This window comes from Marinovum sp. (assembly GCF_048263515.1).
In the GTDB taxonomy this organism is placed as follows: Bacteria; Pseudomonadota; Alphaproteobacteria; order Rhodobacterales; family Rhodobacteraceae; genus Marinovum.
Window position 1 is genome coordinate 1 of sequence record NZ_JBLXEC010000014.1, and the last position, 20,453, is coordinate 20,453.

Annotated in this window: 15 protein-coding genes; 7 read left to right on the top strand and 8 right to left on the bottom strand. The window is 64.3% G+C overall.

The genetic code is table 11. From position 1 onward, the window contains the following. Window positions 1-395: 395 nt before the first annotated feature. Both ACN0SE_RS13415 and ACN0SE_RS13420 read right to left on the bottom strand, forming a co-directional pair. Window positions 396-4,364, bottom strand: coding sequence for a calcium-binding protein (locus ACN0SE_RS13415; protein WP_417525035.1), 3,969 nt, complete (start codon window positions 4,362-4,364; stop codon window positions 396-398). Window positions 4,365-4,660: 296 nt separating this feature from the next. Further along, window positions 4,661-5,418 (bottom strand): IS5 family transposase gene (locus ACN0SE_RS13420; protein WP_417525036.1). Its coding sequence is split into 2 segments (ribosomal slippage): window positions 4,661-5,094 and window positions 5,094-5,418, totalling 759 coding nucleotides; the frame shifts between segments, so codons are not numbered across the junction. A 478-nt stretch (window positions 5,419-5,896) separates the two neighbouring features. Here ACN0SE_RS13420 and ACN0SE_RS13425 point away from each other — a divergent pair. The 5 genes from ACN0SE_RS13425 (at window position 5,897) to ACN0SE_RS13445 (ending at window position 11,321) form a co-directional block, all read left to right on the top strand. Then, the gene (locus ACN0SE_RS13425; RefSeq protein ID WP_417525037.1) at window positions 5,897-8,071 is read left to right on the top strand and encodes an RNA degradosome polyphosphate kinase; all 2,175 of its coding nucleotides are present in this window, start codon (window positions 5,897-5,899) and stop codon (window positions 8,069-8,071) included. 640 nt (window positions 8,072-8,711) lie between these two features. Continuing rightward, window positions 8,712-8,885: a DUF1328 domain-containing protein gene (locus ACN0SE_RS13430; RefSeq protein WP_417525038.1), complete on the top strand. Its 174-nt coding sequence runs from the start codon at window positions 8,712-8,714 to the stop codon at window positions 8,883-8,885. A gap of 95 nt (window positions 8,886-8,980) precedes the next feature. Continuing rightward, complete coding sequence (locus ACN0SE_RS13435; RefSeq protein WP_417525039.1) at window positions 8,981-9,277, top strand: DUF883 family protein; 297 nt, start codon at window positions 8,981-8,983, stop codon at window positions 9,275-9,277. Continuing rightward, on the top strand, window positions 9,274-9,729 hold the full coding sequence (locus ACN0SE_RS13440) for a hypothetical protein (protein ID WP_417525040.1): 456 nt from the start codon (window positions 9,274-9,276) through the stop codon (window positions 9,727-9,729). Before ACN0SE_RS13435 ends, ACN0SE_RS13440 begins: the two co-directional genes overlap by 4 nt. Before the next feature lie 47 nt (window positions 9,730-9,776). Further along, the gene (locus ACN0SE_RS13445; RefSeq protein WP_417525041.1) at window positions 9,777-11,321 is read left to right on the top strand and encodes a Ppx/GppA family phosphatase; all 1,545 of its coding nucleotides are present in this window, start codon (window positions 9,777-9,779) and stop codon (window positions 11,319-11,321) included. 225 nt (window positions 11,322-11,546) lie between these two features. On the opposite strand, the gene ACN0SE_RS13450 is transcribed toward ACN0SE_RS13445, so the two are convergent. From ACN0SE_RS13450 to ACN0SE_RS13465, 4 genes are all read right to left on the bottom strand, one after another. Then, the gene (locus tag ACN0SE_RS13450; RefSeq protein WP_417525042.1) at window positions 11,547-14,573 is read right to left on the bottom strand and encodes a valine--tRNA ligase; all 3,027 of its coding nucleotides are present in this window, start codon (window positions 14,571-14,573) and stop codon (window positions 11,547-11,549) included. 81 nt (window positions 14,574-14,654) lie between these two features. Then, window positions 14,655-15,380 (bottom strand): gamma-glutamyl-gamma-aminobutyrate hydrolase family protein, encoded by a 726-nt coding sequence (locus ACN0SE_RS13455; RefSeq protein WP_417525043.1) that lies wholly within the window; start codon window positions 15,378-15,380, stop codon window positions 14,655-14,657. Then, window positions 15,377-16,351 carry an amidoligase family protein gene (locus ACN0SE_RS13460; RefSeq protein ID WP_417525044.1) on the bottom strand — a complete coding sequence of 325 codons (975 nt, stop codon included), beginning with the start codon at window positions 16,349-16,351 and terminating at the stop codon, window positions 15,377-15,379. Before ACN0SE_RS13460 ends, ACN0SE_RS13455 begins: the two co-directional genes overlap by 4 nt. A gap of 55 nt (window positions 16,352-16,406) precedes the next feature. Beyond that, on the bottom strand, window positions 16,407-17,417 hold the full coding sequence (locus ACN0SE_RS13465; protein ID WP_417525045.1) for a ribose-phosphate pyrophosphokinase: 1,011 nt from the start codon (window positions 17,415-17,417) through the stop codon (window positions 16,407-16,409). A 104-nt stretch (window positions 17,418-17,521) separates the two neighbouring features. Here ACN0SE_RS13465 and ACN0SE_RS13470 point away from each other — a divergent pair, with 104 nt between their 5' ends. Next, window positions 17,522-18,118, top strand: coding sequence for a 2-hydroxychromene-2-carboxylate isomerase (locus ACN0SE_RS13470; protein WP_417525046.1), 597 nt, complete (start codon window positions 17,522-17,524; stop codon window positions 18,116-18,118). Window positions 18,119-18,140: 22 nt separating this feature from the next. Here the strand turns inward: ACN0SE_RS13470 and ACN0SE_RS13475 are convergent, their stop codons facing one another. Together ACN0SE_RS13475 and ACN0SE_RS13480 are read right to left on the bottom strand one after the other, a co-directional pair. Next, window positions 18,141-18,500 (bottom strand): hypothetical protein, encoded by a 360-nt coding sequence (locus tag ACN0SE_RS13475; RefSeq protein WP_417525047.1) that lies wholly within the window; start codon window positions 18,498-18,500, stop codon window positions 18,141-18,143. Window positions 18,501-18,651: 151 nt separating this feature from the next. Continuing rightward, window positions 18,652-19,407, bottom strand: a complete 756-nt coding sequence (locus ACN0SE_RS13480) for a DUF1013 domain-containing protein (RefSeq protein WP_417525048.1) — start codon at window positions 19,405-19,407, stop codon at window positions 18,652-18,654. Window positions 19,408-19,536: 129 nt separating this feature from the next. On the opposite strand from ACN0SE_RS13480, the gene ACN0SE_RS13485 reads away from it, so the two are divergent. Beyond that, window positions 19,537-20,172 carry a ribonuclease T2 family protein gene (locus ACN0SE_RS13485; RefSeq protein WP_417525049.1) on the top strand — a complete coding sequence of 212 codons (636 nt, stop codon included), beginning with the start codon at window positions 19,537-19,539 and terminating at the stop codon, window positions 20,170-20,172. The last annotated feature ends 281 nt before the right edge of the window (window positions 20,173-20,453 follow it).

Genomic DNA, 20,453 nt, shown 5'->3' on the forward strand with positions numbered 1-20,453 from the left:
TTTCCGCTCCTGTCCCAGCCGGGGATTCGATGCGGAAAACTCTAACCGAGATCGGGGGCGTTTCCGGGGATCACATCCTTCCAATCACTATCCGGCCATCGGAAGACAAATCCTCGTCGCTGCGCCCATCGGCGAGCGCGTAGCGCCAGTAGTTCAGGGGCCCGTAGGAGGCAACGGCCCTGTCCTCATGACCGGGCGCCCCGCAAGGTGCATGGAGCGCGACGTGATGAGCCCCGAGGGAGATAAGCCGGCGATCGTACTCCTCGAGCAGATCACTCAGGCGCCTGTTGGTCAGCCAGTTCGGCGAAGGATCATGGAACCTGTAAAAGGACTTGGGCGCGTCGCGGACAACGCCCACGGCCTCCAGGACCCGGCCTCTCCGGCCGTTTCAGAGCTCAGAAAAGGAAGTGGTCCGCATCGACACTGCCTGCCGAAACCCGCGACAGCAGGATCGAGCTTCCTTCATCATCGAAGCCGGAGATCAAAGCACCGCCATTAACCTGCTCGATCAGGAGGTCATCAAATTCCGCCCCGGTGGCGCTCAGATCGATCACCTCGTTCGACGTGCGGAAATCGGTGATCACGTCATTCCCCGAGTTGTTCAGGAAGACGAAGACGTCCTTGCCATTGCCCCCGGAGAGAAGGTCGTCGCCCTCTCCACCGTCGATGGTGTCCTTGCCGGCACCACCATCGATCGTGTCATCGCCAGAGCCACCGCGGATCTCGTCTTTGCCGTTCTCCGCCGCAATGACGTCAGCGCCGGCACCACCGAGGATCGTGTCGTTGCCGTTGCCCGTGGTAATGGTGTCGTTCCCTGCCCCGCCGTCGGTGACGTTGGAGCCGTTGCCGCCCTCGATGACATTGTCGAGCGAGAGAAGGTCGCCGTCGAGGCCTTCGAACGTGACGCTCAGATCGCCGCTTTCATCATCCCATTCCTCGACTGTCGCGTAGCCCGCGTCGACCCATTCCTGGAGCTCCTCAAGGCTGGAGATTTCCCGATCCCGGTCAAAACCAGTGAAGGTGATCGCATCGCCTTCATCGACACTGAATTCGACGAACCGGAAGCTGTCAGTCTCCGAGGTGGTTGCCGCATCGACAAGGATCGTGTCCGCGCCGCCGGCGCCATAGACCTCGTCGAATCCGCCTGCCACCGAGAAGACGTCCTCGCCCTCGGAGCCAATCAGGATATCGTCGTTCTCGGACGCCTGGAGGTCGACAGCGGCGCTTTGGTCACGAACCCAGTTCTCGAAGAAGTCCCGAGCGCTTTGGTTTGCCAGCTCCGCGGTGAAGAACGCTTCCTCGCTGTCATACAGCGTGACGTCCAGACCCTCGGCGACAGCAATGCTCTGCGGGCCATCCTCTGTTTCGAAATGGAGGACCATGCCCTCGGGTGTTTCCTCCAGGGAGATCGTTCCGTCATTGACCACGGACAGCCGATCGGCACCCTGCAGGCGCGCGATGTCTTCTGCGCTCCAATCCCGTACCCCCTGGGCATCGACGGCCACGTGGTTCGGCTCGTAGCCACCATGCTCGGTCATGACGGCGACCTTGGAGGAATAGTCCGCAGCAAGCCCTGCGCTGAGGTCCTCATCCTGAAGGATCTCGTTCACGAACTCCTGGAGGTTGATGCCCTCGCCATCCTCGTCGAAGTACCCCTCGTATAGTGCGTTCGCCACCTGCTCCAGGAAAGCAGTGGCTTCCAAGATGTCCTTGATTATGTAGATCGCAACCGAACCCGCGAGGGAGGCGCCCAGGGTCGGAATTGCAAAGGCCGCGGCGCCTGCCGACATGATATCGAGAACACTGTTGCCGATAAGCGCGGTGTACTTCGAGAAGTATTCGCGGTCTGTCATGTGGGGGCGGTCATCACCAAGCTTGTCTGCAGCGACAAAGAGGAAGATGGCATCTCCAAAAGCGCTGATGCTGTCGAATACCTTACCGACGATCTTGATGTTCTGCTGCCTCTCGATATGCGAGGCCCAGTCGATGGAGGCTGACGCGCCATCCATGACCTTCGACCAAATGAAGGACCCCAGATCGAGGTCCTCGAGACGCTCAGGTTCGGTGCGTTGCACATATTCATCCGTGGCAACGAACGCATGGGCCCAGTCCGATTCATTGCCGAAGGCATCGGTCGCGCGAGCGGAGATCTGAAGATATCCGTTGAAGGACTGTTCCGGGTAATCAAGATCGGCAAACCCAACCAGCTGGGCGGGTTCGAACCAGGTTCCGACGTTGCGGAAGTCGTAGTTCTGAAACTCTTCGTAGGTCAGTGAAATCTGATCGGGAAGACTGACCTCGACGTTTTCACCTGCCTCGTCGGTGCCCACGAAGACAAATTGAACATCCACCCGGGTGACGTCCTGGTCGTCATCTTCCAGGAAGAAAAGTCGGCTCAGATCGATCCGAGCGCCGCCGATCACACAGATGTTGGCCGTCTCGAAAGAGGGCGGCGCGGTAAAGTCGATGCGCGTACCGGTCTCATCCTGGGTGACAGCGTAGCTCAAAGGCTGCTGGGACCATCCCTCGAGTTGGAACTCAAGTTCGCTGCCTGCAAGCTGGTCGTCGATATCGATCTGCACCAGGCCTTCGGCAGAAACGGAAACATCGTCCTGCTCGAAGAATGCGCCGGTCACGAAGACCTGGTCGCCGTAGGAGGCATCCTGGATGCTGTCATGCCACAGTTCCGTGACCGATCCCGCGAAGACATCGTCGCCGCCGGCACCCACAAGGGTATCAACATGGCCTGAAGCCCGGATGATCTCGTCGGCGCTGGTCCCCTCAAGCGTGAGGTTACCGGTGAGGTCCATGGGATCGGCCTCGTGAAAGACGATGCCGCGCACCGCGGGGACAGTGAAACCTTCGCCGTCGAAATGATCGTCGATCCTCAGAGAGATGTTCGGCTCGTCGCGAAAGAAGACGATCAGGTCCGAGGGATTGTCCGCGTCGCGCATCAAGCGCAGATCATCCGCGTCGAATTCCAGGATCTGGACGTCGGCCGTTGCCTCGGGTCGGGGTCTGATGACGATTTCACGTGGTCCGTCGCCGTCTCCGCCGTCTCCGCCAAGATCCAGGTCCGGCCGAACAAGGATGCTTGAGCCGCCACCCGGGCCGTGGTTTTCCGGAAGATCCCAATTGCCGCCGGAGGTGATATTGCCGCCGGAGGTGATATTGGCGCCATAGTTCTCGATGATGAGCTTGTCACCGGTCTCCTGTCCATCTTCATCCAGAAGCGAGATATGCAGTTCCGGGACACCGTTCACCTCGTAGAGGATCATGGAAATCATGTCGTCGGGAATGTCTGCGAAAAGATCGATCACGCCTCCATCATCGACGATGCGATCGACACCAGAACCCGGCGCCAGCATGTAAGTGTCGTCGCCGCTGCCGCCCACCAGGGTGTCATTGCCGGCGCTGGCCTCGAAGAGATCGTCACCTCCGGCGCCGTCCATGACGTCATCCCCGACAGAGCCCAGCAGGGTCTCGTCGAAATCGGTGCCGATGGCGGTTCCGGTCTCATCAACGACCACGTCAGGGGCCACGCCCACGACGGTGTAGGTCGCCTCTCGGGTGTCAGACCTGACACCGTCCGATATGTAGTACGTGATCGTCAGCTCGCGGGTCTCGCCAGGCGCCAGGTCGTCAAACTGGCCCGGCACGATCTGCCTCTGGCCCGTCTCTGGGTCATATTCGAATTCAACGCCCGGTCCGCCGGAGATCCAGATCTGGAGGTCCGGGTGGTCCTGGTAGGCCTCGTAGATGGCGCTGGTCGGCCCGATCTCGTCGGCATCGACCCGCACCGAAATCTCGCGCTCGGCCACGCCCTCGAAGGTCCCCAGATCGTAGACATAAATGGCATGCGCCGTATGAGCCTGCCCGTCTACCGTGACCGTGTAGTCGAATTCGACTGTCGTGGCGAACGTGAATTCGTCGACAATGCCTCCCGACACGGATAAAGAATGGTAGAACGAGCTGTAGTAATTGAGGAGGTGACCCTCGCTCGAGATGCTCCCAGACTCGCCTTCCCACAGGTCAAGATAAAACCAATCCAGGCCGTCATTGTCTCGACCGTAGAACCAAGCGGAATCATATTCATAGAAGTAGTAGTCCCCCATATTTTGACTGGGGGTGCCGTACCGCCGATCCTCATTCCACGCCCACGTTGGCTCAATCCCGTCGAACGTGATATTCGAAAGGGTGATGTCCTCGATAACCACCCCTGCGCCCAGCCCCACGTCGTTCGCAAGGAAGTGCCCAGCGTCGGCAGTCACGTAGCCGTGCTCATAATCGATCCAGTAGTTCAAGCCTTCACCGGGCTCACTGACGACCACGTAATCGTCTTCCAGCCTGATCTCTGATGTCATTTTTGAACCTCCAGACAATTTTCGCCAGCATGAAATTGGCCGGCTTGCCCACAGGAATTTGTGACAACATCTTCGTTTTCACAAAACCGGCGACCAAGCATGGCATCAGAAAATGGTTTTTCGTGGACCACAGAAATTTACAAGCCCTTTCAATGGGAAAACGCAAGACCGCAGATAATTTGCGCAGGTATCACGGATCACGCCGGGCGTCTGCTGCAGGCCGGGCTGCATTGAGTTGCCGATCGGCAGGCGCCGAAAAATCGGTTGTCTGGTTGCTCTTCTCGTAGGGTCAGGATTCATAACCAATAGATGACGAGAGCCGCGAGTGCGATGGCAGAGAGGAACACCTTGGGGCAGCGGTCATAACTGGTCGCGACGCGCCTCCAGTCCTTGAGCCTGCCGAACATGATCTCGATGCGGTTGCGCCGCTTGTATCTGCGCTTGTCGTATTTGACCGGTGTCTTGCGCTTCTTTCGGCCTGGGATACAGGCGCGTATCCCCTTGCCCTGCAACGCTTCTCTGAACCAGTCAGCATCATAGCCGCGGTCGCCTAACAGCCATTTGACGTTTGGCAGGCCGCTCAGCAGGGCTCGTGCGCCGATGTAATCGCTCACCTGTCCGGCGGTAACGAACAGATCGATCGGCCGCCCCTGACTGTCGCAGATGGCGTGCAGCTTGGTGTTCATGCCGCCTTTGGTTCGACCGATCAGACGACCACGCCCCCCTTTTTGGCGACCATGCTGGTCGCCGTTCGATGGGCCTTGAGGTATGTCGCGTCGATCATCACGGTCTTCTCTTCGCCGTGTTCCGCCGCCAGCCCGGCCATCATCCGCGCGAAGATGCCCTTTTCGCTCCAACGCTTCCATCGGCTATAAAGCGTTTTGTGAGGGCCATACTCTTTCGGCGCATCTCGCCAGCGCAAGCCATTGCGGTTGATGAAGATAATCCCGCTCAGCACCCGCTTGTCGTCAACCCGGGGCTTCCCATGTGACTTCGGAAAGAAGGGGGTCAAACGTGCCATCTGCGCGTCGGTCAGCCAGAAGAGATCGCTCATGTCACCGCTCCTTTTCGGAACCGTGAATCACGCTGCGCCATAGAAATCAATGCATCCTGAGCCTAGTTGGCGTGAGCGCGTCGCTCTGGTCTTCTGCGGATTTGGCAAAGGTTAAGCACTACCGAACAACCCGAGCATCGCCGCACCGCGGCCCGACAATGCGCGGCTTGTACCCGGTGTCACGGGGTTCAGCCCCCCAGCGCGTTAACAGCGGCCAAAGGCCGCCGCGCGTCGCCGGGCCGCCTCCACGGCGCGGCGATTTGGCCGACACAAGCGCGTCGATCTGATCTCCCTCGGACTTGGCAAAGATAAAGCACTGCCGAACTGAGGCCGGGTCGCTGCACCGCGGCCCGACATTGCGCGGCTTGCGCTTTGGACGAGCGTTTCTCCGGCAGCCCCAGGCGAAACCGACCCCAAGACGCCACAAGGTGTTGAGATAAGGATGGAAGTTCCGCGCAAACTGCCCGATTATCGCCCCATGACCCAAGCCGATTTTCTCAATTCCGATTTCCCCGAGCCCGTCAGTCTGCCGCGCGAGGCCCAGGAGGGCCCGGGGCGTTTCGTCAACCGCGAGATGAGCTGGCTCGGCTTCAACTGGCGGGTGCTGGAAGAGGCCGGCAATCCGCGTGTGCCGCTCCTGGAACGGCTGCGCTTCCTGTCGATCTCGGCGGCCAACCTCGACGAGTTCTTCACCGTCCGCGTCGCCGGCCTGCGCGAGCTGGAAAAGGAGGGCCACACCACGCCCTCGCACGACGGGCTGACCCCGGCTGAACAGCTGGTGCTGATCCGCGAGGATGCCCGCCGGCTGATGGCCGCACAGCAGGAGACCTGGGCGGCGCTGCGCCGCGAGATGGAGGGACAGGGCATCGAGATCGTCGACCGCGTCGATCTCAAATTCTCGGACAAGCAGCACCTCGATACGGTCTTTCTGAGGCAGGTCTTTCCGATCCTCTCGCCGCTGGCGATCGACCCGGCGCATCCCTTTCCCTTCATTCCGAACACCGGCTACAGCCTCGCGCTCGAGCTCGAGCGGCAATCGGACGGACGGGTACTCAAGGCGCTGCTGCCGATCCCGCACCAGACCGACCGATTTGTCAGCCTGCCGTCGCCGGAAGGCACGCGGCGCTTCCTGCCCTTGGAGCAACTCTTGCTGCTGCACACCGAGAGCCTGTTCCCCGGCTACCGGCTCAAGGCGCACTTTCTATTCCGCGTCCTGCGCGACAGCGATCTCGAGGTCGAGGACGAGGCCGAGGATTTGGTGCGCGAATTCGAGGTGGCGCTCAAGCGCCGCCGGCGCGGCGAGGTGGTGCGGCTGACGGTGTCGCGCGGCGCGCCGCCGCGGCTGCTCGACGTGGTCAAACGCGAGCTGCATGTGCGCGACGACGAGATCATCGAGCTCGACGGCATGCTGGGCGTGGCCGACCTCAACGAGCTGGTGCTCGACAGCCGGCCGGACCTGCTCTGGCCGTCCTTCACGCCGCGGGTGCCAGAGCGGGTGCAGGACCATGACGGCGACATGTTCGCCGCGATCCGCCAAAAGGACATGCTGCTGCACCACCCTTACGAGACCTTCGATATGGTGGTGCGCTTCCTGCAACAGGCTGCGCGCGACCCGGACGTGGTGGCGATCAAGCAGACACTCTACCGGACCTCGAAGAACTCTCCGATCGTCAGCGCGCTCTGCGAGGCGGCCGAGGATGGCAAGTCGGTGACCGCGCTGGTCGAGCTCAAGGCGCGCTTCGACGAGGCTGCCAACATCCGCCAGTCGCGGCGGCTGGAACGCTCGGGCGCGCATGTGGTCTATGGCTTTCTGGAATGGAAGACCCATGCCAAGATCTCGACCGTGGTGCGGCGCGAGGGCAAGGACCTGGTGACCTACACCCATTACGGCACCGGCAATTACCATCCGATCACCGCGCGCATCTACACCGATCTCAGCTTTTTCACCTGCGACACCGACCTTGGCCTCGATGCCACGCGGGTGTTCAACTATGTCTCGGGTTATGCGCGGCCGCTCGATCTGCGCAATATCTCGATCTCGCCGCATGACATGAAGACCGACCTGCTGGCGATGATCGAGGCCGAGGCGGCGCATGCCCGCGAGGGCCGGCCGGCGGCGATCTGGGCCAAGCTGAACTCGGTGATCGAGCCTGACATCATTGACGCGCTTTATGCCGCGAGCCAGGCCGGAGTGAAGATCTCGCTGGTGATCCGCGGCATCTGCGGGCTGCGCCCCGGGGTGAAGGGGCTGAGCGAGAACATCCGGGTGAAATCCATCGTCGGACGGTTTCTCGAACATTCGCGGATCGTCTGTTTCGGCAATGGTGGCGGCTTGCCGTCAGAGCGGAGCCGGGTGTTCTTTTCCTCGGCCGACTGGATGGGGCGCAACCTGAACCGGCGGATCGAGGCATTGGTCGAGGCCAGGAACCCCACGGTCAAGGCGCAGATCACCGAGCAGATCATGGCCGCCAACCTCGCCGATGTGGCACAGAGCTGGGTGATGCGGCCTGACGGGACGTTCCACCGGCCGAAGGTGTCGGAGGGGGCGTTTGCCTTCAACTGCCACCGGTTCTTCATGGAGAACCCGTCGCTGTCCGGCCGGGGATCGGCCGGGGCGGCGGATGTACCGACGTTGACGCATACCGAGGATTGAGCAGGCTTTGCCGCGCCTCTGTGCGACGCCCCCCGCGCGTTAACAGCGGCTGCAAGCCGCCGCGCATCGCCGGGCCGCCCCCCGGCACGGCGATTTGTCTGACACAGGCGCGCCGCTCCGGTCTTCTTCGGATTTGGCCAGGATAAAGTGCTGCCGACCTGAGGGAGGATCGCCGCACCGCGGCCCGCCGACGCGCGGCGGCCCCTTGATCGGCGCTACCATGGCTTGTGAATGATGCTCCCCTGCGCGTCAACAGCGGCTGAAAGCCGCCGCGCATCATGCCAGAGGCATGCCTTCGGCATGACGGGCCGTCGCCTCGGCACGGCGATCTGTCTGACCTAGGCGCGCCGCTCCGGTCTTCTGCGGATTTGGCTAGGATAAAGCGCTGTAGACCTGAGGGAGGAACGCCGCACCGCGGCCCGCCGACGCGCACCGGCCCCGTGACCGATGGCGCCCTGGCTCGTGAATGATGCCCCTAGCGCGTCAACAGCGGTCGCAGGCCGCCGTGCATCGCCGCTCCGCGGCCCGTCGATGCGCGGCGGCCCCCTTGACCGTTAGCCTCAATGCCCTAGGTGCGGAACTGTGAGCGCGCGCCAGGATGGCAGTGTGTATGCGAGATGTGCGAGACGCGGAGACCCCGATGCTTGGCTGGGCCCTGACATTCCTTGTTGTTGCCATGGCCGTCGGGCTGCTGGGCATCGCCAATGTGGCGTTGATTCCGACCGCTACCGCACAGATCATCTTCTTTGTCCTAATCGTTCTGTTTATCATTGCCCTGGTGATGCGCGTCGTTCGCGGCAAGCCGCCTGTTTAACCCTGACCGGACGCCGCCCCGGCGCTCCGGAGCACCACCCACCATCCCCGTGCAGTCGCCGATCAAGGCGCGCACCCCACGCAGCGGAGAAAGACATGGCCACCAAGGAAGAACTCGAACAACAGCTCGAAGTCGCGCGCCGCGATATCGAGACCCTCGCCACCATGGCCGGCGGCACCGTGCGCGAGCAGGTGCAAACCGGCGTCGCGCGGGCGGGCACCGGGCTCGAGCATCTCTCGGCCGAGGCCCGTGCGCTGTATGACCAGGCGCGCAACGAAGGGGCGCGGATGCGGCAGATGACCGAGGATCACATCCGCTCCAACCCGCTGGCCACCGTCGGGCTGGCCTTTGCGGCGGGCGTGATCCTGTCGGGGCTTTTGGGCCGCAAATGAGCCTGACGGGCGGGCTCACGACGCTGGTCACCGATTTTCTGGCGCTCAAGTCGCGGCGGGTCGCAAGGCTGGCCGCGCTGGGGCTGGCGGCCTGGGTGCTGGTGATGACCTTTTTCGGTCTGACCCTGATGTTCGGCTGCTTGGGGCTGTTTCTCGCCCTCGAGCCGAGCCTCGGCGGACCGGGGGCGGCCTTTGCCGTCGCCGGCATGACGCTGACCCTGGCGCTGGTGATCATCCTGGCGGCATTTGTCGCGCTGCGCCGGCGTCGCCGGCCGCGCCGCAGGCCGGTGGTGCCGGTCACGGCCACGCCACCGCCGGGCACCGCGGTGCCGCCCGGCACGCCACCGCCGGGCAAAGGCGCAGGCCGCAGCGTTCCGGTTGCCGCAGCGTCAGGTTTTCTGACGGGATTTCTGACCGGTAGAGCGACGGATAAAACCCCGCCGCGGCGTTGACCGCGCCGGACTTGCCGGTCCATATGGGGAAAACGCCGGGGACTATCATGGACGTAATTCGCGAAGGTGCGGCTCAGGATCACGGGCCTTTCGGTCGCGCCCTGTTCGACGATCCCAGCGCCCGCCGGCTGGCACGGGTGGGCGTGGTCGACATCGGGTCGAACTCGGTCCGGCTGGTGGTCTTTGACGGCGCGGCGCGCTCGCCGGCGTATTTCTACAACGAGAAGATCATGTGCGGCCTTGGCGCGGGCATGGCCGAGTCGGGTGTGCTCAATCCCGAAGGCCGCCGCCGCGCGCTCTCGGCGCTGCGCCGCTTCCAGTATCTGGCCCGCGGCATGGACCTGCCGCCGCTGACCGCCGTGGCCACCGCCGCAGTGCGCGATGCCGCCGACGGTGCCGACTTCTGCCACCAGGTGCTGCGCGAGACCGGCTTGCAAATCCACGTCATCGACGGCGAGGAAGAGGCCCGGCTCTCGGCGCAGGGTGTGCTCCTGGGCTGGCCCGGCTCCTACGGGCTGATCTGCGACATCGGCGGCTCGTCGATGGAACTGGCCGAGATCAACGACGGCCAGGTCGGCAAATGCGTGACCTCGCCGCTGGGGCCGCTCAAGCTTCGCGACATCGAGGGCGGCGCCAAGGGGCGCAAGGCGCATATCAAGGCGGTGATCGACCGGCTGCAACAGGAGATGGGGCCGCAGTCGAACCGGCTGTTCCTGGTCGGCGGCTCCTGGCGGGCAATCGCCCGGATCGACATGGACCGCCGCGGCTATCCGCTGCACGTGCTGCATGAATACCGCATGACCACCAGCGCGGTGCGCGAGACGGCGAAATACATTGAGGGCTGGGACCTCGACGAGCTGCGCAGCCGCTGCAGCCTGTCGGCCTCGCGGATGGCGCTGGTGCCCTACGCCATCGAGGTGCTCAAGCGGCTGGTGCAGACCTTCCGCCCCAAGGACATCGCGATCTCGAGCTACGGCATTCGCGAGGGGCTGCTCTACGAGCAGATGCCGCAGCAGCTGCGCGACCGCGACCCGCTGATCGAGGCCTGCCTGTTTGCCGAGGCCAAGGACGCCCGCCTGCCGGGCTTTGGCCGCGATCTCTATGAATTCATCCTGCCGCTCTTTGCCAATGCCCGCCCGGCCAAGCTGCGGCTGGTGCAGGCGGCCTGCCTGCTGCACGACGTGAGCTGGCGGGCGCATCCGGATTACCGCGCCGAAACCTGTTTCGACAATGCCACCCGCGCCAACCTGGGCGGGCTGGCGCATTGGGAGCGGGTGTTTCTCGGGCTGGCGCTTTTGCACCGCTACAAGAACAAGCGCACGGGCACCCGCTTCGACGAACTACTGCCGATCCTCGACGAGAAGGAGCTGCGCGAGGCCGAGATCCTCGGCAAGGCGATGCGCTTCGGCGCCATGCTCTGGATGTCGGAGGGCGGCCATATCGGCGAGCTGGGCTGGCGGCCGAAGAAGAAGGTGCTGAGCCTGCGGCTGTCCGACGGAGCCTGGCCGCTGTATGGCGAGGTGGCCGAGGCGCGGTTCCTGTCGCTGGCCAGCTCGCTGGACGCCACCGTCGACGTCAAGCTGGTGGGCTGACGGGGAGGCCCCGGATCGGGGCCCGGGGCGGCTTTGTTTCCGGATGTCGCCGCCTGTGACAGGTGTGGGAGTGAGGGGCCAGCCCCTCACACTCCCCGAGGGTATTTCGAGCAAGAGGAAGCAGCAAGGCGCTGCGCGAGAGCGGAGGCGGGCAGGCCAGGCGCAACCCGCCTCTTCTTCTCTTTCTGAAATACGCCGCGCGACGGTGCCGCGCGGCGGTGCCGTCTAAAGTTCGGCGAGGCGGGTGAGGGCGTCTTTCAGCTTGGCCTCTTCCTCTTCGCGCGCGGCGAGGTTGGCGCGGGTTTCCTCGACCACCTCTTCCGGGGCGCTCTCGGCGAACTTCGGGTTGTTCAGCCGGCCGCGCAGCCCGCCGAGTTCCTTGGCGAGCTTGCCGAGGGTCTTTTCCAGCCGGGCCTTTTCCGCCTCGACGTCGATGATCTCGGCCAGAGGCAGGCCGAAGGTGGCGCCGCTGACCGGCAGGGTGGCGCAGCCCTTGGGGAAGCTCTCGACCGCGGTCAGGCTGTCGATCCGCGCCAGCCGCTTGATCAGCGTCTCGTTGCGGTCCCAGGCGGCGCGGGCGGCGGGCTCCATCTGCGTGACCAGCATCGGCACATGCAGGCCTGCCGGCACATGCATCTGGGCGCGGACCGAGCGGGTGGTCTCGATCACCTCGATCACCCAGTTCATCTCGCGGTCGGCCTCGGCATCGATCAGCTCGCTGCCATAGACAGGCCAGTCGGCGTGCACCAGCATCCTGGCGCGCGGGGCCAGGGTGCCCCAGAGCTCTTCGGTGATGAAGGGCATGATCGGGTGCAGCAGGATCAGGCATTGGTCGATGACCCAGCCCATGACCTTTTGCGTCTCGGCCTTGGTCGCGTCGTCACCATCGAGCAGAAGCGGCTTGGAGAACTCCACATACCAGTCGCAGACCTTGCCCCAGACAAAGGCATAAAGCGCCTGGGCGGCGTCGTTGAAGCGGAAATCGGTGAGGGCCTGGTCGACCACCTCGCGCACCCGGGCGGTTTCGCCGATGATCCAGGTGTTGACCGGGTAGGTCGCCACCGGGATCGTGCCGTCCGAGCCGGTGGCGCCGTTCATCTCGGCAAAGCGGGCGGCGTTCCAGAGCTTGGTGCCGAAGTTGCGGTAGCCCGCGATCCGTTGCATGTCGAGCTTGAGCACCCCGCCGAGCGAGGCCATCGCCGCATTGGTAAAGCGCAGGGCGTCGGCGCCGTATTCCTCGACGATCTCGAGCGGGTCGACGACGTTGCCGGTGCTCTTCGACATCTTCTTGCCCTTGGCGTCGCGCACGAGGCCGTGCAGGTAGACGGTGTCGAAGGGGATCTGATCGACCACCGCGAGCTGCATCATCATCATCCGGGCGACCCAGAAGAAGATGATGTCCTGGCCGGTGATCAGCGTCGAGGTCGGGAAATACTTGCGCAGGGCCTCGGTGTCCTCGGGCCAACCGAGCGTGCCGATCGGCCAGAGACCGGACGAGAACCAGGTGTCGAGCACATCGGGATCGCGGAACACCGGGATCGCCTGCGGCCGGTGGCGCTGGTCGACGCCGGTGATGTCGGGATCGGTGCGGATGGTCTCGGCCAGCAGTTCGATGGCGGCCTTCTCGTCCTCGACCAGCAGGAACTCGGCATCGTCACCGAAGGTGGCGTGCATCTGTGCCAGCGCCTCTTCCTCGGTGGCGGCGCAGAACGAGCGCCATTCACCACCCAGGCCCGGCGTGTGCCAGACCGGGATCTGGTGGCCCCACCAGAGCTGGCGCGAGATGCACCAGGGCTCGATGTTTTCCAGCCAGTTGTAATAGGTCTTCTCGCCGCTTTCGGGCAGGATGCGCACGGTGCCGTCGCGCACGGCGTCGAGCGCGGGACCGACGATCTTGGCGGTGTCGACGAACCACTGGTCGGTCAGCATCGGCTCGATCACCACCTTGGAGCGGTCGCCGAAGGGCTGCATGATCGGCTTGTTCTCGACGTAGGGCATCATGCCGCCGTCGAAACAGACCTCGCCGTCCTCGTTCGGCGGCGCGGGGACCATCACCGCGAGCCCCTCGTCGGTGATCTGCTGCACCACGAGCTTGCGCGCCTCGAACCGGTCGAGGCCGCGCAACGCGTCGGGCACAAGGTTGATGGCGTCGGCCTCGGCCTCGGTCAGGGTGCGCTCGCCGGTGGCGACCTCGACGGCGATGGCCGAGGCGTCCTCATAGGGGTCGCCATCGTCGCGCATGCAGCCGCGGGTGTCCATCAGGCGGTACATCGGGATGCCGCCGCGCTTGGCCACCTGGTAGTCGTTGAAGTCATGCGCGCCGGTGATCTTGACCGCGCCGGAGCCGAAATCGGGATCGGGGTATTCGTCGGTGATGATGGGGATCAACCGGCGGTGCTCCTTGGGGCCGACCGGGATTTCGCAGAGCTTGCCGACGATCGGCGCATAGCGTTCGTCAGAGGGATGCACCGCCACGGCACCGTCGCCCAGCATGGTCTCGGGGCGGGTGGTGGCGATCGAGATATAGTCGCGGGTCTCGCGCAGGGTGACGTTGCCGTCTTCGTCCTTCTCGACGTATTCATAGGTCTCGCCACCGGCCAGCGGGTACTTGAAGTGCCACATGTGGCCGGGGGTCTCGATGTTCTCGACCTCGAGGTCGGAGATCGCGGTTTCGAAATGCGGGTCCCAGTTGACCAGCCGCTTGCCGCGGTAGATCAGGCCCTTTTCGTACATGTCGACAAAGACCTTGATCACCGCGTCGTGGAAGTTGCCTTCCTCGCCGGCAGGCGCATTCGGCGCGCCCGACATGGTAAAGGCCGCGCGGTCCCAGTCGCAGGAAGCGCCGAGGCGCTTGAGCTGCTGGAAGATGGTGTTGCCGGAGGTCTTCTTCCACTTCCAGATCTCGGCGGTGAAATCCTCGCGGTCCCAGTCGCGGCGCGGCGGCTTGCCTTCCTCGGCCAGCTTGCGCTCCACCACCATCTGGGTGGCGATGCCGGCGTGGTCGGTGCCGGGCTGCCAGAGCGTGTCAAAGCCCTGCATGCGTTTCCAGCGGATCAGGATGTCCTGCAGGGTGTTGTTGAAGGCATGGCCCATGTGCAGCACGCCGGTGACATTGGGCGGCGGGATCATGATCGCATAGGTCGAGGCGCCATCTCTGGCATTCGCCCCGGCGCGGAAGGCGCCGATCTTTTCCCAAGCCTCGTAAATCCGCTGCTCGGCGGATTGCGCGTCGAATGTCTTGTCCAGTGCCATGGGGCTCTTTCCGCTGTCGTATTGGGTCCGGCCCGGTCTAGCGAATGTGGGCGCGAAGGTGAAGCGGCTATGCGCTGTGCTCTATTCGGTGACCATCTCGACCTCGCGCCGGACCTCCTCGATCTGGCTGCGGTGGTCCTGACGGGCGCGGGCGGCGGTGACAAGGGCGCGAAAGATCGCCCGTTGCCGGCGGGCGTAGAACAGGTGTTCGGGGTGCCATTGCACGCCAAGCGCAAAGGGGTCGCTGACCCGCTCGATGGCCTGCACCATGCCGCCGAGATCGCGCGCGGCGACCTTGAGCCCGTCGCCCAGCCTGTCCACCGCCTGTGAGTGCAAGGCGTTGATCTGCATGGGTTTCTGCCCGGAGACGCCAGCCAGTCGGGTCTGCGGACAGATGCGCACGGTCTTGCGCGGCAGGATGGTGTAGACCCGGCGCGAGGCGGTGTAGACGCCATAGGCATCCTGGTGCAGCGTGCCGCCAAGCGCGACATTCAGCATCTGCGAGCCGCGGCAGATGCCCAGCACCGGCTTGTGATAGTCGAAGGCCTCGCGCACCAGCCGCCGTTCCAGCGCGTCGCGGTCCGGGTCGAGGCGGGCCGAGGTGACCAGACGGCCGCCATAGAGGTCGGGCGAAATGTCGTCGCCACCGCCGATGATGATGCCGTCGACCTGGTCGATATGCGCATCGCGCCCCGCCACCCAGCGCTGTGCCCGGCCGCCCGCCAGCCAGACGTTGAGCGCCACCAGCGGAAAGATCCGCCAGCCCGAGCGACGCGAGGTGGTGACGCCGATCAGCGGACGGCTCATGCCAGCGGGTCCCGGGCCAGCCCGGCGCCCAGCAGCAGGTCACCGCAGCGCTGCGCCCAAGTGTGGCGCGACAAGGTGACCGGGCCATGTGCTGCCTGCCAGAGCCGTCCCATGGCATCCAGCAGCCGCGCATCCTCGGCCACCTGTTCGACCAGCAGCCAGCGCCGCCATTCCGACACCAGCGACCAGCCCGGCTCGTCGATGCGGCAATCGGGCAGGCGGAAGTGGAAGGTCGGGCGCGCCGAGGTCAGCTCGGTATGAACCCGCGCCATCCGATCGGGGTCGAGATGTTCGAACAGCGGAAACATGTCGAGCCCGCGGTTCCGGCTCGGGTTGTGGTGGATGTAGAGGTCGATCAGCGCCGACAGCGGCGCGTCCGGTGGCAGTTCCAGCAGTTCACGCACGAATGTGGTGGGATAGGGGGCGGTAAAGGGCAGGATGCGGCGGGTCTCGTCGATCGGCATCGCGGCGCGCAGCCAGTCCTCGAGCAGCGCATAGGCTGTCAGCGGGCCGCGGATGTCGGCCATCCGGTCAGACGCGACCTGGATGTTGAAATGCACGCCGAACCCCAGCACCAGCCCGGCGCTGCTGCCGCGCGCACCGCCATCGCGGAGATGGGGCAGGAGCGCGTTGAACCGTTCCATGCCATCAAGGTCGAGCGGATCGGTGACGATCTCGACCGGGATGATGTCGCGCCCGAGCGTCAGGGCGGCATCGCGCAGCGCGCTTTTCTCGGATTTGCGCAGCGAAGTATCGAGGTAGATGTCGAGCCCGCCGACGGCGCTGCCCTCAAGCCGCCAGGTCGGGTCATCTCCCGAAGTCAGCGTGCCGCCAAGGGTCTGCTGCGCGATCTCGGCCACCTGCGCCTCTGGCAGGCCGCCAAGCTCGACCTCGAGACCGACGCGGCGGGGCGTGCCGTCGGCGGCGGTGGCGCGGGGCAGGGGGGAAAAGGCGGGGGTCAGGTCATCCATGGCAGGAACACTAGTGCCCCTGCGCAAAAAGGAAATGACCTCCCGCCTGTCAGGCTCAGAGAATGCCTTCGTAGATCGGCTCGAGCGTCTCATGATCAAAGAGCGACGAGACCGAGGTGCCGTTCCAGATGTTGAGGATCGCTTGGGCAAAGATCGGCGCGGTCGGCACGATGCGGATGTTCTTGGTCTTCTTCACCGCTTCGGTGGCCTCGATGGAATCGGTGATCACCAGCGATTTCATCACCGACTTGCTGATGCGTTCGACCGCGGGGCCGGACAGCACGCCGTGCGAGATGTAGGAATGTACCTCGGTGGCGCCGGCGGCGACCAGCACTTCGGCCGCCTTGCAGAGCGTGCCGGCGGTGTCGCAGATGTCATCGACGATGATGCACTTCTTGCCTTTCACGTCACCGATCACTGTCATCTCGGCCACTTCACCGGCCTTTTCGCGGCGCTTGTCGACGATCGACAGCGGCGCGTTGATCCGCTTGGCCAGCTCGCGGGCCCGGGCCACGCCGCCGACATCGGGCGAGACCACCATGATGTCGTCAAGCTTGCCCTTGAACTGGTTCTTGATGTCGAGCGCAAAGACCGGGCTGGCATAGAGGTTGTCGACGGGGATGTCGAAGAAGCCCTGGATCTGCGCGGCGTGCAGATCCATGGTCAGGACCCGCTCGATGCCGGCTTCGACGATCATGTTGGCCACCAGCTTGGCACTGATCGGGGTCCGCGCGCGCGAGCGGCGGTCCTGACGGGCATAGCCGAAATAGGGGATCACCGCGGTGATGCGCTGCGCCGAAGACCGCTTGAGCGCGTCGGCAATGATCAGCAGTTCCATCAGGTTGTCGTTGGCCGGGTTCGATGTCGGCTGGATGATGAACATGTCCTCGCCGCGGACGTTCTCATAGACCTCGACGTAGATTTCCTGGTCGTTGAACCGCTCGATCCGGGCGTTCACGAGGTCGACATTGATGCCGCGGTGCATGGACATCCGGCGAGCAATCGACTTCGCCAAGGGCAGGTTGGCATTGCCGGACATGAGTTTCGGTTCGACGAGCTGGGGCATGTGAGTGAGATCCCGGGCATAAAAAGTAAAGGATTCGTGACGTTGACTTCGCTTAGCACGCGGTTACGGTCCGCAAAACCCAACTGTCAAAGGGACAGGACGTCATGACACAAATTGACTACTACTTCGCAACGATTTCGCCCTTCACCTACCTTGCAGGCACCGGGCTCGAGGAAATCGCCGCCCGTCACGGCGCCACCATCACCTACAAGCCCTTCGACATCATGGCCTGTTTCGCCCGCACCGGCGGCACGCCGCCCAAGGACCGCCACCCGAACCGGCAGGTCTATCGCCTGCAGGACCTCGAACGGCGGGCAAAACGGCTGGAGATGAAGCTGAACCTCAAGCCCGCGCATTTCCCGACGAACATGGCGCCGTCATCTTATGCCCTGATTGCCGCGCAGAGTGCCGGCGGTGGCGATCTCGGCGCGCTGGCGCACAGCTTTCCGCGTGCGGTCTGGGCCGAGGACCGGGATATCGCCCAGGATGAGGTGATCCGTGATCTGCTGGAAAAGGCCGGTTTCGATCCGTCGCTTGCCGACAGTGGACTGCTGGCCGGGGCGGAAACCTATTCCCGCAACCTCGAAGAGGCGATCGAGGCCGGGGTCTTCGGCTCGCCCTTCTACGTGGTGGGCGAGCAGAGGTTCTGGGGGCAGGATCGGCTCGAAGACCTGGACCTGCACCTGGCGGGCAAGCTCTGAGGGGGCCTGCCCGGGGGCTTTGTCAGCGCAGCGCGGCCTGAAGCGGCACGCAGTGCTGTGCCGGGCGTGGGGTGAACGTCTCGGCCAGCGGTTCGAGCTGGAAGATGCAGCGATAGCCCGCGGGCGCGCCGGCTTCGTCACGGATCACCATGCCGTGGGCATAGCTGCTGCGGGCGCGGCCCTCGTCATCCTCGATCTCGGTGGCGGCACAGGCGTCGATCACCGCGATCGCATGGTCCGAGGCTGCGTGAAAGCTGGACCCGGTGACATCGACCAGCACCTGACCGGCTTCGCCGCGGGCGACGCTGATCTGCGGCGCTGTCACGTCTTCCGGGGCCGGAGTGGCGCGAACCTGGGATTCGAAGGCAGTGATGAGGCACATGGGGCTGCTCCCTGTTTTGTCCGAGTGATGACCTGTTCGTGAAGCCAACCGCGCGAGGCGGCCGCAGGTTCCCTGCCATTTCGCGTCGGCGCACATGAAAAACCCGGCCACAGGGGGCCGGGTTCAGATTATTCAGCGATGCAAGCCGCGATCAGGGCTGTTCGTCCTCGTCATCGGTCGAGCCGGGCAGGTTGAAGAAGCTGTCGGCGTCGTGGATGTCGCGGGTATCCTCTTCTTCGTCATCATCGTCGCTGTCTGACAGCGAGAAGGTCTCGAGCCCTTCGATGGCGGTGGGAATGCGCGGCTCGGCCGGCATGTCGAGGCTCTGCTCGGTCGAGAGCAGCTTGCGACGCTCGTCATCCGACATGGCTTCCCCCGCGGCGGCCTTCTTGGCGGCGGCCTTCTGCACGGCGGCGTCCAGTTCGGACTGCTTGCAGAGCCCCAGCGCCACCGGGTCGATCGGCTGCATGTTGGCGATGTTCCAGTGGGTGCGCTCGCGGATCGACTGGATCGTCGGCTTGGTGGTGCCCACCAGCTTGGCGATCTGGCTGTCGGCCAGCTCGGGGTGGAACTTGACCAGCCAGAGGATCGAGTTCGGACGGTCCTGACGCTTGGACAGCGGCGTGTAGCGCGGGCCCCGGCGCTTGTCTTCGTCATGCGCGGCGGGGTTGAATTTCAGCTTCAGCCTTGCCAGCGGATTGGCCTCGGCCTTGTCGATGTCATCCTGGGTCAGCTGGTTGTTGGCAATCGGGTCGAAGCCCTTGACACCCGCGGCCACATCGCCGTCGGCGATGCCCTGGACCTCGAGCTCGTGCATGCCGGTGAAATCGGCAATCTGCTTGAAGGTCAGCGTGGTGTTGTCCACCAGCCAGACGGCGGTTGCCTTGGGGTGCAGCAGTTTGGCCATGCGGCGGTCTCCTTTGAACAAAACTCTCCCGTCGCCTGGATCGGCTGTCCCGGTCTGAGCCGGAACGGTTTCCATTGTCGGGGAACTTCGGAGGCTTATAGTCCCGGAAACGGTGAATGGGAAGTAAAAATGCGTGTGATTGCCCTCTGTGTGGCGCTCTGCCTGCCTCTGGCGGCCTGGGGAGACGGTGAAAAGGCCGGTGAGTTCGACTACTGGGTGCTGGCGCTCAGCTGGTCGCCCAACTGGTGCGAGATCGAGGGCGATGCCAAAGGATCCGAGCAATGCGAGGATCGGCACGACTTCGGCTGGACGCTGCACGGGCTCTGGCCGCAGTACCACCAGGGCTGGCCGTCTTATTGCCCGACGGTGGAACGCGCGCCGTCGCGGGCGATGACCCGAGACATGGCAGACATCATGGGCACCGCCGGTCTGGCCTGGCACCAGTGGAAGAAGCACGGCACCTGTTCGGGGCTGTCTGCCGAGCGCTATTTCGCGGCGTCGCGGGCGGCTTACGACGCGGTGGAGCGGCCGCAGGTGTTTCGCAAGCTGGACAAGGCGGTGAAGCTGCCGGCGGCGGTGGTGGAAGAGGCGTTTCTCAAGGAGAACCCGAAGCTCGAGCGCGACATGATCACCATCACCTGCCGCGATGGCCATATCCAGGAGGCGCGGATCTGCCTGTCGCTCGACCTGGAGCCGGTGCCTTGTGGGCGGGACGTGATCCGGGATTGCACGATGAAGGATGCCCTGTTCACGCCGGTGCGGTAATCCGTGCTTCGGGGCAGATCACTCAGCGCGTTAACAGCGGCCAAAGGCCGCCGCGCATCGCCGGGCCGCCCCCCGGGACGGCGATTTGGCTGACACAAGTGCGTCGATCAGGTCATCTTCGGATTTGGTGGGGATAAAGCGCTGCTGAACGGAGGGGAGATCGCCGCACCGCGGCCCGACGATGCACGGCTCGGGCTTGTGGCTGTCCTTGATGCCTTGGGCGATACGCCGGCTGCAAATGCGCTCCCGACGCCACCCGGACCAACGCGCCCCGGGCTCGA

Excerpts from the sequence above, each read along its gene's own strand:
- ACN0SE_RS13415 (WP_417525035.1), bottom strand. The coding sequence starts at position 4,364 with ATGACATCAGAGATCAGGCTGGAAGACGATTACGTGGTCGTCAGTGAG.
- ACN0SE_RS13470 (WP_417525046.1), top strand. The coding sequence starts at position 17,522 with ATGACACAAATTGACTACTACTTCGCAACGATTTCGCCCTTCACCTAC.
- ACN0SE_RS13485 (WP_417525049.1), top strand. The coding sequence starts at position 19,537 with ATGCGTGTGATTGCCCTCTGTGTGGCGCTCTGCCTGCCTCTGGCGGCC.
- ACN0SE_RS13425 (WP_417525037.1), top strand. The coding sequence starts at position 5,897 with ATGACCCAAGCCGATTTTCTCAATTCCGATTTCCCCGAGCCCGTCAGT.
- ACN0SE_RS13465 (WP_417525045.1), bottom strand. The coding sequence starts at position 17,417 with ATGCCCCAGCTCGTCGAACCGAAACTCATGTCCGGCAATGCCAACCTG.
- ACN0SE_RS13475 (WP_417525047.1), bottom strand. The coding sequence starts at position 18,500 with ATGTGCCTCATCACTGCCTTCGAATCCCAGGTTCGCGCCACTCCGGCC.
- ACN0SE_RS13450 (WP_417525042.1), bottom strand. The coding sequence starts at position 14,573 with ATGGCACTGGACAAGACATTCGACGCGCAATCCGCCGAGCAGCGGATT.
- ACN0SE_RS13460 (WP_417525044.1), bottom strand. The coding sequence starts at position 16,351 with ATGGATGACCTGACCCCCGCCTTTTCCCCCCTGCCCCGCGCCACCGCC.
- ACN0SE_RS13455 (WP_417525043.1), bottom strand. The coding sequence starts at position 15,380 with ATGAGCCGTCCGCTGATCGGCGTCACCACCTCGCGTCGCTCGGGCTGG.
- ACN0SE_RS13440 (WP_417525040.1), top strand. The coding sequence starts at position 9,274 with ATGAGCCTGACGGGCGGGCTCACGACGCTGGTCACCGATTTTCTGGCG.
- ACN0SE_RS13430 (WP_417525038.1), top strand. The coding sequence starts at position 8,712 with ATGCTTGGCTGGGCCCTGACATTCCTTGTTGTTGCCATGGCCGTCGGG.
- ACN0SE_RS13480 (WP_417525048.1), bottom strand. The coding sequence starts at position 19,407 with ATGGCCAAACTGCTGCACCCCAAGGCAACCGCCGTCTGGCTGGTGGAC.
- ACN0SE_RS13435 (WP_417525039.1), top strand. The coding sequence starts at position 8,981 with ATGGCCACCAAGGAAGAACTCGAACAACAGCTCGAAGTCGCGCGCCGC.
- ACN0SE_RS13445 (WP_417525041.1), top strand. The coding sequence starts at position 9,777 with ATGGACGTAATTCGCGAAGGTGCGGCTCAGGATCACGGGCCTTTCGGT.